At 47.1% G+C, this 14,240-nt stretch carries 12 protein-coding genes; 4 read left to right on the top strand and 8 right to left on the bottom strand.

The genetic code is table 11. The features are described from left to right. Nucleotides 1-318: 318 nt before the first annotated feature. The 7 genes from MHH57_RS03380 to MHH57_RS03350 form a co-directional block, all read right to left on the bottom strand. Nucleotides 319-1,737, bottom strand: a complete 1,419-nt coding sequence (locus MHH57_RS03380) for an aldehyde dehydrogenase family protein (RefSeq protein ID WP_342434826.1) — start codon at nt 1,735-1,737, stop codon at nt 319-321. A 42-nt stretch (nt 1,738-1,779) separates the two neighbouring features. Further along, entirely contained in the window at nt 1,780-2,208 is a 429-nt protein-coding gene (locus tag MHH57_RS03375) for a universal stress protein (RefSeq protein WP_307352388.1), read from the bottom strand. A gap of 27 nt (nt 2,209-2,235) precedes the next feature. Beyond that, the gene (locus MHH57_RS03370; protein WP_307352386.1) at nt 2,236-3,447 is read right to left on the bottom strand and encodes an MFS transporter; all 1,212 of its coding nucleotides are present in this window, start codon (nt 3,445-3,447) and stop codon (nt 2,236-2,238) included. A gap of 40 nt (nt 3,448-3,487) precedes the next feature. After that, nucleotides 3,488-3,943, bottom strand: a complete 456-nt coding sequence (locus MHH57_RS03365; RefSeq protein ID WP_250243108.1) for a MerR family transcriptional regulator — start codon at nt 3,941-3,943, stop codon at nt 3,488-3,490. 350 nt (nt 3,944-4,293) lie between these two features. Next, on the bottom strand, nt 4,294-4,395 hold the full coding sequence (locus MHH57_RS03360; protein ID WP_014599460.1) for a hypothetical protein: 102 nt from the start codon (nt 4,393-4,395) through the stop codon (nt 4,294-4,296). Between the two features lie 114 nt (nt 4,396-4,509). Then, the gene (locus MHH57_RS03355; RefSeq protein WP_069010956.1) at nt 4,510-5,094 is read right to left on the bottom strand and encodes a TetR/AcrR family transcriptional regulator; all 585 of its coding nucleotides are present in this window, start codon (nt 5,092-5,094) and stop codon (nt 4,510-4,512) included. Between the two features lie 199 nt (nt 5,095-5,293). Next, a complete protein-coding gene (locus MHH57_RS03350; protein WP_069010955.1) occupies nt 5,294-5,905 on the bottom strand; it encodes a pyridoxamine 5'-phosphate oxidase family protein in 612 nt (203 codons plus the stop codon). 115 nt (nt 5,906-6,020) lie between these two features. On the opposite strand from MHH57_RS03350, the gene MHH57_RS03345 reads away from it, so the two are divergent. The 3 genes from MHH57_RS03345 to MHH57_RS03335 all read left to right on the top strand — a co-directional run bounded on the left by MHH57_RS03345 (nt 6,021) and on the right by MHH57_RS03335 (nt 9,853). Next, nucleotides 6,021-7,559, top strand: coding sequence for a PLP-dependent aminotransferase family protein (locus tag MHH57_RS03345; protein WP_069010954.1), 1,539 nt, complete (start codon nt 6,021-6,023; stop codon nt 7,557-7,559). Nucleotides 7,560-7,681: 122 nt separating this feature from the next. Beyond that, nucleotides 7,682-8,110: a DUF1259 domain-containing protein gene (locus MHH57_RS03340; protein ID WP_039270545.1), complete on the top strand. Its 429-nt coding sequence runs from the start codon at nt 7,682-7,684 to the stop codon at nt 8,108-8,110. A gap of 114 nt (nt 8,111-8,224) precedes the next feature. Then, nucleotides 8,225-9,853: a GMC family oxidoreductase gene (locus tag MHH57_RS03335; RefSeq protein ID WP_029515838.1), complete on the top strand. Its 1,629-nt coding sequence runs from the start codon at nt 8,225-8,227 to the stop codon at nt 9,851-9,853. A 47-nt stretch (nt 9,854-9,900) separates the two neighbouring features. Here the strand turns inward: MHH57_RS03335 and MHH57_RS03330 are convergent, their stop codons facing one another. Further along, nucleotides 9,901-10,539 (bottom strand): pentapeptide repeat-containing protein, encoded by a 639-nt coding sequence (locus tag MHH57_RS03330; RefSeq protein ID WP_029515839.1) that lies wholly within the window; start codon nt 10,537-10,539, stop codon nt 9,901-9,903. Between the two features lie 151 nt (nt 10,540-10,690). Between MHH57_RS03330 and MHH57_RS03325 the strand changes: the two genes are divergently transcribed. Continuing rightward, nucleotides 10,691-13,990: a DUF5695 domain-containing protein gene (locus tag MHH57_RS03325; protein ID WP_342434825.1), complete on the top strand. Its 3,300-nt coding sequence runs from the start codon at nt 10,691-10,693 to the stop codon at nt 13,988-13,990. Nucleotides 13,991-14,240: the final 250 nt, after the last annotated feature.

Genomic DNA, 14,240 nt, shown 5'->3' with positions numbered 1-14,240 from the left:
AAAGATCTTTGATACTTTAATTTCATAACCCTTCTCAGGCACTGCCTTTTTTAAAAAATCATTTGGCTAGGTCTATTTTGTTATTGTCTTTTTGGGGCTACGACCATCCTTCATTATATTCCATTTTTAAATATTAATTAAAGAACATACGCGGGTAGCAGTAGTGATTTAAAGGAGCCTTATCTTAATCTAAGCAATAAGAAAACACTTTATTTTCATCTGACAATCACGAAGAAGGTGCCAAAAAAGCCTATCTAATGAACAGACATACGCAAAACGTATTATCTATGTCCATCAGATAGGCTTTTATATAACTACTTACCGTTTAATAACGATCAGCTTTGTCTCGAGCATTTCTTCCATGGCATACTTTACGCCTTCGCGTCCGGTGCCACTTTGCTTCACACCACCATATGGCATATGGTCGACACGGAAGCTTGGAATGTCATTGATCACCACGCCGCCAACCTCAAGCTTGTCTGCTGCATCCAGCGCGGTCGTGATATTACGTGTGTAAATTCCCGCCTGCAGGCCATAGATCGAATCATTCACATGGTTTACGGCTTCATCTATAGAGCCAACAGAATGAATCAGCACAAGCGGAGCAAACACCTCACGACAGGATACCTTGGAAGTCGGGTCCACATTAAGCAAAACCGTCGGCTCCAAAATACCTCCCTTGGCTTGGCCACCCAGAGCGATTCTCGCACCTGCTTGAACCGCTTCTTCCAGCCACTCACGGACACGTTCGACATCCTTGGCTGAAATAAGCGCGGATACATCCGTGTCCGGCTCTAGCGGATCTCCCATTTTTAAACGTTGAGTTGCTTCTATAAATCGGGATACAAAGGTATCATACAGTTCATCGACAACGTAAATACGTTGAACTGATATGCACACCTGCCCTTGATTGGCAAAGGCTCCACTCACACAACGGTCGATGACCGCGTCCACATCCGTATCACGGTCGATAATAACGGCAGCGTTGGAACCCAGCTCCAGCGTCACCCGCTTCAAGCCAGCCTTGGAGCGAATTTCTGTACCGACCGCCGGGCTACCGGTAAAGGTGATATAGCTGACGCGCGGATCAGTGACAAGTACGTCGCCAATGGTTTTGCCATCGCCGCTGATCACGTTAAGAGCGCCCGCAGGCAATCCGGCCTGTTCCAGCAGCTCCGCAATCAAGTAAGCCGACAACGGCGTCTGCTCCGCAGGCTTTAATACGACCGTATTGCCTGCTGCCAGCGCGGGACCCACTTTATGAGCAACCAGATTCATCGGGAAGTTAAACGGTGTAATAGCTCCTACTACTCCTACAGGTTCTTTGAGCGTGTAGGCCATACGGCCCTCGCCACCCGGTGCGGCATCCAGCGGAATGGTTTCCCCGTGAATCCGTTTGGCTTCTTCAGCTGCGAACTTGTAGGTTTGCACCGTCCGGTCAACCTCCGCCAGCGCAGCTTTCCATGGTTTTGACGCTTCGCGTGCAATGATGCGCGCTGCATCCTCACGCCGCTCTTCCAGCAGATCAGCCAGCTTCTCCAAAATGGATGATCGCTGGTGCGCTGGCATGGCCCGCATCTCCGAGCGTGCATCAGAGGCCGCCTGAATAGCAGCCTTGGTATCCTCTGGCGTGGCTTCTGCCACCTCAGCAATGATTTCCCCGGAGTACGGTGATTTCAACGTCGTGTACGATGAAGCTGCCTTCCATTCTCCATCAATAAATAAATGCTGCTGCATGCTTTATCCTCCTTTTCTCTATATTAACGTCTCTTTTACCATCTATTTTACCGTCAGCACCGGACAAGGTGCATGCTGAATCACATGATGGCTCACGCTGCCCAGTATCATTTCAGAAACCAGTCCTTTTCCCCGTGTTCCCATAATGATCAGATCCACCTTTTCCTGATCTGCAATTTCACAAATGACACTCGCCGGATTACCATGACCCGCCAACATACGGCAAGGGATGTCCGCGTCCTTTAAATAGTCGGATGCAGGTTCCAGGATATGACGACCTTCCTCTTCGATCCGCTCATCCACATCAACCCCAATCGGGGGCTCATTCATGGATAAAGCCGGGTTTACATGCAATACAGTCAGATGCGGGTTCCCCTGAAGCTGCTTGGACAACGTTTTGGCGGTCTCCAACGCCTTCATAGCATGTTCCGAACCATCAATCGCAACCAGAATCTGTTTGAATTTGCTCATCCTCTTTTCCTCCCCAGAAGTTCAATGTTAGTGTGCATCTACCTGAATATCCTGCATATGTCGACGACGTACGACCAGCACAGCTACACCAATCAGTACCATCAATGCTCCAAAATAAAACGGGGTTTCTGCTGAGTACCACTCTGACAGCTTCCCTGCAAGCCACGGCGAAATGGCCCCGCCCAAAAACCGCATGAAGCTGTAGGCCGCAGATGCTGTCGAGCGCTCCACTGGAGCAGCCTGCATAACAGCAGTTGTAATCAATGTATTGTTAATCCCCAGGAAAATACCAGCTACAATGACGGCGACAATGACAGTCGTTGGCGAACCGGCTACCGTCCCAATCGCCATAACACCTAAATCAATGGCAAACAGCGTCAGCATGATACTAATGGAAGATACCACGCTCAAGCGTGCTTGAATCTTCGGTGCTACAAACACCGAGGTAAAGGCCAGCATAATTCCCCAGCCAAAAAACACATAACCCAAACCATGCTCGTCCAGATGCATTACATATGGAGAATACGCCATCAACGTAAAAAATCCAAAGTTATATAACAATGCTACAATGCCGAGCGTGAGCAAAGCCGGATAACTAAGCGCTTTGAACGGATCGGCAATGGAACCGCGTTTTTTGGGCTTTGGAATCGAAGGCAGCATAAACGTAATGAACAAAAATCCCACTACCATCAGTCCGGCTACACCGAAAAAGGGACCGCGCCAGGAAATGGAACCTAACTCACCGCCCAGCAACGGACCCACTGAAATCCCGAGTCCCAATGCCGCTTCATACAAAATAATTGCTTTAGCTGTTCCAGAAGTGGACAGACCAACAATCGCAGACAATGCTGTTGCGATAAACAAAGCGTTCCCCAAACCCCAGCCTGCACGGTAACCCACAATTCCGCCAACTGTATTGGCCGTGCCGCCCAGTCCGGCAAACACAATAATAAACAAAATCCCTGTTAGTAGTGTCCATTTGACACCCAATCGACTAGATACGACGCCTGTAATCAGCATCGCGACGCCTGTTACCAGATTATAGCTGGTGAACAGCAACGACACTTGGCTTTTCGTAGCATGAAGCTGATCAGCAATGGCCGGAAGAATCGGATCGACCAATCCCAGACCCATAAATGAAATAACACAGGCAAAGGCGACCGCCCATACCGCTTTGGGCTGAGACAGCAAGCCTGAGCGTTCTTTTAACTCTTCAGGTAATGCATGTTGTGAACTCATAATATGATGTTACCTCCACATCTGAATGTAAATGTTCTTGCTATGATGGGTCGCGATCAAGTTCCTCATCCAAAAGGATTTTGCGTTCACGAACCCTGACCCGCAACTCCTCCAACTCAGTCTGGAGCAAACGGATGCTGTTGATTTTTCCCTCCATTAATTCCAACTGTTCGTTCAGTGTACCTTCCATATCCTCCAACATGGCCCGTCGCTCGTTCGGTTGCAAATGCTCCGTTCGCTCGCGATATTCCTCCCGCTGACCCTTGAGCATTTCCGCTGCGGACATGTAACGCTGAAGCTCTTGCAAGGAGAATCCAAGTACTTCCTTGGCACTCACTATTTTTTTTAGTAAATCCACATCCTCCTGCGTATACAGGCGCATATTTCCTTCACTGCGTTGCGGGGAGGGCAATAATCCGATCTCCTCATAATAACGAATAGTTCGCTTCGTCAGACCACTTTGCTTGGCGACCTCATCAATTTTATACGTAACCATGACACCCACCTTATGAAAAAGATTATATATAAATACTACGCCTATATAACGTTAACGTCAACGTAAACTTTGATATAAAAAGAAACCGCCTCTATTGGAGACGGTTCCTGTTTTGACTAGCACGGTCATAGACCCGAAGCATCGGCGCTCAAGCCCATGAATATAGCTTTAGATGAAAATGGTACGTGTGATGATAACCAGCAAAATGAAGAGTACCAGAATAACACCAGTGGAAGTAAACATGTTGTAGCCGCCACCACCGCAACCTCTTTCTACTTCACCCATCTTAAGTTCCTCCTCCCTCTGTCGATTACAACAAATCGCCCGAAATCAGATTCATGAGCTACGAATTAGATGACGAATGCTTTGGAAATAATAACGAGCAGAATGAAAAGTACCAGAATCGCTCCTGTAGATGTAAAAGCTCCATAACCAGCGCCTACTCCAGACATGGTGATTCCTCCCTTCATGGTTTACAAGAGCATCTTATGCTTATGCCATCATTCATGATAGGGACAAATGCCGCGCCTGCCGCCCAAATCTAGGTTTGGTATTGTATAGTCCTGTTATTCTTCGGACCCGAGCATGCCGTGATAGAGGAGGTTTCGTGCCTGCTTGGCAAGTACAGACGGACTTTCACGTCCAGGCAACAATTTCGTTAACGTCAGCCGTTCAATCAAGCCGATCACGCATTCTGCTATCAGTTCAGGGTCCAGTTCCTCACGGCACGAGCCCCATCGTTGCGCAGCCAGCAGATGCTTTTTGATATGCTCGGCCATTTCCGCCTTAATGCGCACCGAGTCTGCCGCCTGGTAAAATCCGACACGGGTGATCGCCGGATTGTTAGACAACACGCGAAAAATAGCCTCCAGAAACACTTGTCCCCGTTGCAAAATTTCAGCTTCGCTTTGATCCGGACCTATCTTCATGCTTTGAACCGTTTCATTCACCAAAGTACGAAAGCTCTCCACAAGCTCATCATACATCTGTTCCTTGCTTTCAAAATGAATATAAAAATCCGGCTGCGTCAATCCTGCGCGTGCCGCGATCGAACTTACCTTTGTCTGATAAAACCCCGTCTGAGCGAACTCTTCAGCCCCTGCTTCCAGTAACAACCGTCGACTCTCCCGACTTCTGACTCCTGCTCCCATCACGGTCTTGCCCCCTTACGCCACAAATCTATCGTATTATAAAGTTCCTTTGCAGTAAGAACAACGGGCTTGAGGATGATATATACCTTTCCTTCAAAAGTCCTAATACGGAAGGACTGAAAGTTTCGGAAAATCAAGGGCATCTCCCTACAAGGTATAATTAACCAATCTGATGGCGAGCGAGCAGGATTTATTACGCTCAGTGATGAGGACAATATTTGCGCATCATCTCAATCGTCGTCAGATCATCATCCAGCCCCCGTTGTTGCAAGCCGTCGATAATTTGCTGACGTTCCTGATCTTTGACATTTTGACCGAATTTAAACTTGGCGGTCCAATCCTCCGGTACAATTTTGATCAGAGCGACCCCTTTCAAACGTGAAGCATACCGAGAATCGCTAGCATCAATCGTGTCATACCCGCCTTCCGGTTGCAGCTTACTCATAAAAATGGAAAAGGCCGATGCTTTTTCTTCCAAATCCACTACATGCTCCGCATGACCACGAACGGTAATGCTTTTAAAAAATGAAGTCGCCGGACATGCCATATGTTCATCCGTAAAATAAGATGGAATGAGCGCATATTCTTTGGCGGCTGAAAAAGTAACCCGATTATCCTCTTTCATCTGTTCCATCTTTTCTCCAGCACGGCTGCCATGAATATAAAAAACGCCATTTCCATAAGCGAAATTCAAGGGAACCACACGCGGAAAACCATCCTCGCTGTTCATGCCTAAAAATCCGAAACTGACCTCGCTTAGAAACTGCTCTATTTCCTCTAGTTCTGCCACCGCAAATTCTTTCCTTCTCATAGAGAACTCTCCCTCCATCTATTGACCAATGATACATTTCAGATTATGTTGAAAATGGATTCATAAAAAGACCCAATATGAACGAAAGTGAGTGGCCCAATCGAAGGAGAAGAGTATGGATATTACGATTGCATATCAGCGCGCGCTTCAAAAATATCATCTAAAATACTTGGCATTGTATCATGCTCTTCGTGAGGGAATCCTCAATGGTTCCCTTGCGAGTGGTACGCGTCTGCCTTCCACTCGTGATCTGGCTGTGATGTATGGAATTTCGCGAGGGAGTGTTAAAGAAGCATACGATATGCTGCTGGCAGAAGGATATGTAGACTCGGCAGTAGGCAGAGGAACCTTTGTTATGCAACAGACAGCGGTGCTACCAAACCCATCTCAAATCGGCCTGCAGAATCAGAATCCACCCGTTTCCAAGCAAAAATCCCCTACGCTGTCAGCATGGGGACAACGAATCATGCAGATCGAAAGGGAACGAAACTTACAGTCGTCTCCTGTTTCTGCTACAGATAGAGACCGTGCACAACAGCCTTTGATTTCTTTTCAGGCAGGAGAAGTTGTATTGGAGGGCAATTCACAGATCGCATGGAAAAGCGCACTGACTGCCGCTGGAAAAGATCTGCAAAAGCCCTCGGCTGACGAAACTACTGCGCCAGTGAGCGGTGATGAATGGCTACGTGAAGCGATTTGCCATCATGTTGGCAGAACACGCGGAATTACGGCCAGCCCGGATCAAGTCGTATTATGCAGTGGTTCCATGGAAGTAATCACGTTATTAAGTCAGTTGCTTATTCATGAACAAGATCGAATTGTATTGGAGAATCCTTGTTATTCCGGCATCTACCGTGCAGTTACTGCCTCAGGCGGACAGATACTCGCTGCCGAAATGGATCAACACGGAATTGTCCCACAGGATTGGGATTCCAAATTGCTGTTTGTTACACCTGGACGACAGTTTCCAACCGGGGCAGTTTTGCCATTAACACGACGTCAACATATTTTGCAATGGGCAGCATCCAAGGGAGCGTGGATCATTGAGGACGATTATGACAGTGAATTCCGCTGGGCAGGACGACCCATTGAACCGTTAAAAGCACTGGATTGCGCAGAATGTGTCATCTATGTCGGTTCCTTTTCCAAAAGCATGTTCAGCAGCCTTCGGCTCGGGTTTGCAATCCTGCCCGTTGAATTAGCCCAAGCGCTGACAGCTGCCAAACGACTATACGATCCCCTGCCGCCTGCCCGCTTGGAACAGCGCGCACTGGCACGTTTTATGATGCGCGGCGACTACGTTCGCCATGTGCGTCGGATGACTCGCATATACAGGTCTCGCTACGACGTGTTCCAGCGGGAAATACAGCAGTTGAATGAACTGTTTCACTGGCATCAGAACAATTGCGGACTACATGCCTATGCCATCTGGAAGCATGATTCTGCCCAGTATCATCATTTGATGCAGACAGCACGATTTTACGGAGTCACATGGCGTGATGCCGCTGATTACCAACTGACACCGGGACCTCCATCAGCTTGCTTTATCTTTGCCCATCTATCGGAGCAACAAATTATTGAAGGGTTTAACCGTCTGCGCCAGGCATGGGACAGTATCAAACATGAGTATCACGGAGCAAAGCTGAGGCTTTAAAAAGGTACTCCATTCGCGCTTTGTATATAGCAAATTAGACTAACGATAAAGAAGAATTGCCCTTTCCATTCCCTTACTTTTTCATATGATGCTAGTAACTTAAAAGAATTGGAGTGAGAGAAATGGCAATTAGTCCGCTTTGTAGACAGTTTGCAGCTATATTAAAAGCAACACCTCAAATCATCAACGGAGTTTGTACTGCATCTACAGTCAGAAATAACATCAAGCCGATCATTTTAGGGAAAAGGGCCAGATCCTTTCTTGCCATACCCCAAGCTTTTTCTTTCGAAAGTATTGGCCGTAACGGAAAAGGTTTATGTCTTGGTGAAACCGTGATTTTGACCGCAGAAATTAATCCGTTTATTTCTCGACTTCGTAAACATGATATCAAAGTGACGGCACTGCACAATCACTGGCTATTTGATAACCCCAATCTCTGGTACATCCACTTCGAAAAAGTAGAAAAACCGCTTGTTTTCGCCACAGAAGTGCGTGACGCGCTTAATGTCTTGACAACGAAGCCTGTACGGCCGGTTATTAAGAAAAAGTAAGCTATCAATAAATGCAAAGATCCGCTTTGGCGGGTCTTTTTTTGTTATGGGCGGAACATAGGACAAAACAGATTAATATTCTACATTAGCCCATTTATCTAAAAGGAGAGCTTTATGAAAAACAAATTAATCTTTGATTATATTGTCGTAGGAACAGGTCCTGCGGGTGCTGTAATAGCGAAAACCCTTACGGATGATAAGCAAACATCGGTTCTTGTGCTGGAAGCAGGGGAAAATAACGATAAAGATAAACCCATTAGGGACTCTACCTTTGCCCCGGAGCTGGAGGAACAATTTTTCCCTGAATACTTTTGGCAAGGGGAAGGCATTCCACAAAATGGAGTAGACGATCGGTCATTCGAATGGACCACAGGACGGCTGCTAGGCGGTGGCTCTTCAATTAACGGCGAGCAGTATGTACGGCCTACTTCGGCTGTATTTAGAGAATGGGAAAAACTTTTAGGCCCATTATGGTCACCTAGAAGAGCCATTCGCCGATTCAAAAAACTAGAAAAATATAATGGAGAAACGAATAATCCAAGGGTTCACGGATATAGCGGACGGATTGATATCAGGCAAGCTCCTGTAAATCCCACGTCTATGGCGCAAAAACTAACCTTGGCCATTGAACGTGCTACAGGTTTTCCGGAAATCCTCGATTATAACGATCCTAAAACTCCCCTTGGTCCCTTTACCCGATGGCAGTTGTTCCAAAAACCAAATGGACACAGGGAAAGCTCTTCAACCGCTTTTCTCTCGCCAGGCATCATGACTTCTTCCGGACAGGGCGTAAACGGCCGGAAGTTGAGGGTTTTCTTTAAATCAACAACTTTGCGCGTTCTTTTTACTAACAAGCGCGCTGTAGGAGTGGAATTCCTCCGTGAAGGAATATGTACACGAGCTTATGCGCGGAAGAAGGTTATCGTCTCAGCAGGCATTAACAGCGCCCAGTTATTAATGCTATCCGGAATCGGACCTGAAAAATCGCTTAAAGACAAAGGGATTCATGTAGTATTTAATAATCCCAATGTAGGCAAACGCCTGCGTAACCATACTCTGAACTTTGCCTCCTTCTCAACCAATCCCAAGGATCGCGCACTGCCTTCTAATGATCCAAGTGCTCTATATACGGGTGGAGCCTTCTTGCCTGATCCCAATGGAACGGAGGACCATCGTCGGGCGGTTCAAATGCTAGGTATAGGTTCGGAAGGCATGCTTACCTTAGGTTTGATTTACTTACGCCCTGCAAGCCGGGGATCGATCAAACTGCAAAACAACGACCCTCTGAAAATCGTGCTTGCAGATGAAGGCTTTCTCTCGAATCCCGAGGACATGGAAGCGGTGAAAAACATATATAAAAATTATGTCAAAAACATAGCGGCAGAGCTGACGGCCATTGATCCATCATATCAGCTCGTTTCTCCTACGCTTGACGTTATTGACAACGACTCTAACCTGGAGGAGTTTATCAAGCAAAATTTTGGCCATAATCATCACCAGCAAGGCTCTCTTCGCATGGCCCCATTAAATAGAGGAGGCGTCGTGGATCGCAGAGGTAACGTGCATGGAGTCAAAAATTTAATCGTTGCCGATGCTTCCATCATCCCCTTCACGGTCGATGGCAACACATCCGCTGCTGCATACCTGATAGGATATACCATAGCACGACAATTAAAGCTGCTGGATAAAAATATACGCGCTCGAAAGTTAAGACGGCAACGATATGAAGAATATGAAGAGTAGCCTGAGACTCGTTCGTCATTTGCGGCGGATGACTCGAATATATCCCCTTATTTAATTACTAGCCCCAAAAGGCCCACAAAGGATGAAGCCTGATGCGGTGAGATGATGCAGCCATTCAAGTCTTCTATCTCTACTTGTAATCCATCAAATTCGCAATCACTGAGATCAATTCCCTTGAGCTTGGACCCCGACAGGGTGGCTTGATCCAGATTGCAACGGGCAAAAGAGGTTTTTTGTAGTGTTAAATGATACAGATCTGCACTTATCAAAGAACAATCCTCAAAACCAACTTGCTTGAAATTAGCAAAACGGAACATCGAATAATCCCCTAAACAATCCGAAAAACGAACGTTTTGGAACCTGCTTCTCGAAAAATCCGTTCCGAGCAATTTGCAGTTTCTGAACTCTACCCGATGGATAAAGGAACCTGAAAAATTAACATTCGATAGATCGCATTTATCAAAAATAACGTCTGTCCATTCACTTTCCGGCAATGACGATTCCATGATCGTTACATTTTTAAAAGTCATCTTCTCTAATGAAACCTTAACCGCTTCCATATTGTCCAAAATGATATCCTCTACAGACCCTATACTGAGTTCGTCTTTGGATCGTATGGAGCGCATTTCTTCATTTAATACGGGTAAATCCGCAGGAATCTTTGGCAACTCCATTTTATTTTTCATTATATCTCTACCTCCACGATTGAGAGCCCTCTAGGATATCTATATGAATCTATTTTCTATCAATTCTCATACATAGGGTAGCAAAAGTATTTCTCACACATATATTAACGTAGTGAGCACGCTCACGAACCTTTGTTAGGAGGTTGATAACATGGCAGTACAGCTATCTAATCAAGTGTTCTCCATCTCTGTCGGAGATTACGGGGATCTCTCTTCCTTGCGACTGGTAGGGGACACTTTTAATACCAACTATGTTATGAACAGCTCCAACGCACCTAAACAGAATACGTCGGATCATCAATGGCTGGGTGAACTCATGTTCACCTATCGTCTCGGCAACGGAGCGTGGACTCGGGCATGGACAAGCAATTCTGCTGATGCGCGCCAGATCACCTCTTCTGGAAACAGTGTCCAGGTAGCCTATCAGAATTCATCAAACCATCAGGGAATACGTAATTTCATTTTACATGAAACTTATTCGTTGGTTAACGATTATTTGCACTGGCAAATGAAAGTAACGAACAGCTCTAATCAAACGCTGGAGATCGGAGATTGGGGACTGCCACTTCCGTTTAACGAGTACTGGTCGGGTGGCAATAATGAACAAATTTATGAAACCAGAGTACTCTCACACTCCTTTGTAGGCCATAACAGTTCCTTTATTACCGCTGGACGACCTAGCGGCATCGGACCGTATGTACTACTAATCCCTGATGCCTCAACGGGGGCTGGTCTCGAATATCAGGACCATTGGAGAACTGAGGAGCATCCCGGCAGCACATGGGCTATGGAGCAAGGGGGCTGGTCTGAAGGACTGAATGTGTTCTATATCCACTCCAATGTCATCAAGAGCACCAACCGTGGCTATCTTGGAAGCACCAGTCTGTCGCTGGCTCCTGGTGAAAGCAAAACGTATGCTTTTAAATTTTACAAGGTAGCGGACGAGCAGGCCGTAAAGGACAGGCTGTACAGTGAGGGACATGTGGATGTGACCGTGGTTCCGGGTATGATCTTCCCAACCAATCTCAAGGCTAAATTCGATCTGCATACCAGCAAATCCATTACCTCTGTCACCGCGCAATATCCGTCGGAAACGACCATCAGCTATCTGGAAACAGCCCCTACAAACCATAAAATATATGAACTTACACTGGGACGACTGGGACATAACAATATTACGGTTAACTATGGTAACGGCGAAAAAACCGTTCTCCAGTTCTATGCCATCGAGCCAATCGAAGCTGCACTTCAGCGTCACTCTACCTTCATGGTCAACAGCACCCAATGGAACGTTCCGGGCGACCTGAGGGATAAGGTCTTTGATGACTGGATGATGCAGTACAAGGCCAAACGCAACAGCTTTGCTGGTTACTGGGGCTGGGGTGACGATTGGGGGCTAACTCACGGTCAGTTTCTGGCGGAGAAAAACGTTCAGAAGCCCGTGGCATCTGAGATCAAGGCAGTCGATGATTATTTGGAAGTGGCCATCTGGACGAATTTGATGGAAGGCCATCATAGCGATTATCTGGTTCCTGATTTCCTGATGCCGCAGCCTAATACGACACCAACGTACCGGGGCTATGCCTATCCGCACATTTATAATACGTTTTTTAGCATGTATAAACTTGCCAAGCTGTATCCCAACCTGATCAGCTATCGCAATAGCAAAAACACATATTTGCTACGTGCTTATCATATTTTTAAAGCGTTGTATGAAGGCCCTGTTGCCTATAACTGGAACACGGGACTCATGGGTGAGCTAACTACACCTGATATTATTAAAGCGCTTCAGGAAGAAGGCTTGACCACCGAGGCTAACGACCTGATTGCCAAAATGGCTACCAAGTACAACAATTTCAAGAATACCACCTATCCTTATGGCTCTGAGTATAACTATGACAATACAGGCGAAGAAGCCGTATATACACTCGCCAAAATGAACAACAACACGACGATGATGAGCAAAATCAACGCCAAAACGCGTGCTGCACGCGGTCATATGCCTGTCTGGTACTATTACGCCAATCCGGTCACCATTACCGGAGAGAATTGGTGGAACTTCCAGTACACGACCTCACTGGCCGGCTATGCGATGGATGACTGGACACGTCGTTATTCGTCCAAGCCTGAAGTGGATCAGCGTCTATCCTATGCCGCCAAGCTGGCGAACATCGGGGCGATTAACTCGGGACAGATCAGCTCTGATCCTGCCAATATCGGGGCGGTATCGTGGACATATCAGGCGGGCAAAGGCAATTATGGCGCACTCGGTCTGGACGGCGGCCCTCTCTTTAACGGATGGCGTGGCATGTCCGGGGAAGCCGATCTAGGGCTGTTTGGAGCCATTAAAATTCTAAGCTCGGATGTTGCTGTCGATCCCATATTCGGTTTGTTCGGTTATGGCTGTGACGTTACAGAAAGCAATAACAGCTATACGGTTACTCCAAAAGACGGCGTATTCCAACGTCTGCATCTGATCACCCAGAAGCTGAGTCTGGAGTTGAACCGGGATCAATATAGCTTGGCCATCGTGTCCAAGTCCAAGAACAACATGCGCCTGACACTGAAAAATATGACCCCAGGCACGACTCATACTACCGTTATGAGCTTGACCGGACTCGCGGCAGGTACGTATGACGTGCTCGTAGACGGCACAAAAACCGGATCAGTCACGGCTGCTAACAGCTCTGCGATCACGGTCAGACTGAATATCGGTACGGCAGCCAACTATGATATCCGTATTCAGTCGAGTACAGGTAATCCGTCTCCCGCTGGAGACATCATAGCCCGTTATGAATTTGACGAAACGGCCGGATCTACCGCAGCCGATTCGTCAGGTTATGGACAGCAGGCCAGTGTAAATGGAGGCTCGTGGGGAGCCGGACGGAAAGGCAATGCCCTGCACTTTAACAGTACAGACGCCTATGCTAGCCTGCCCGGTGGTATCGTTAGCAGCCTCAATGACTTTACCATTGCCGCGTGGGTACGGGTGAACACGCATAACGGCTGGGCACGCCTGTTTGATTTTGGAGCAGGCACGGATCGGTATATGTTTTTGACACCTAAGGCCGAGGGAACTGGTATGCGCTTCGCTATCACTATCTCGGGGAACGGAAAGGAACAACAGTTGAATGCGCCGGAGCTAGCAACAGGGGTTTGGAAGCATGTCGCCGTGACTTTGTCAGGCAATACTGGAACGATGTATGTGGACGGTGTAGAGGGGACGCGTAACACGAACATGACGCTGAATCCTTCCAGCCTTGGACTGACAGACCGGAACTATATTGGAAAATCCCAGTTTGATGATCCCTATCTGAACGGCGCAGTAGATGAACTGATCATTTACAACAGAGCCCTGACCGCTCAGGAAATCCGGGGCTTGGCCTCGGCAAGTAGCATCATTACAGCCCCTGATGTGGGAGTCCAAGCATATGCTGAGGGGGCAGATTAGAATGCATTATGCATTCATTTCATGCCATTAACGTTTTAGATTGTGAATGATTTGTACCGTGAATCATCTGTGTCGTGAATCATTTGCGTCGTAAATGATTGGGATCGTGAATTACTTCTGCTGGTGCTTCTCATTGCCTCCACCCCGGATTTCTTATATTAATTCTGTAATCAGGGGTGAAATCCGGGGAGGTGATGCTTCCGAAGTGATCCGCCCTATGGAAAGCATTTAAATTGACGCCTTACCGGGA

Source organism: Paenibacillus sp. FSL H7-0442 (assembly GCF_038593105.1).
Lineage (GTDB): Bacteria > Bacillota > Bacilli > Paenibacillales > Paenibacillaceae > Paenibacillus > Paenibacillus polymyxa_D.
This window is presented reverse-complemented; position numbering and strand designations above follow the sequence as displayed.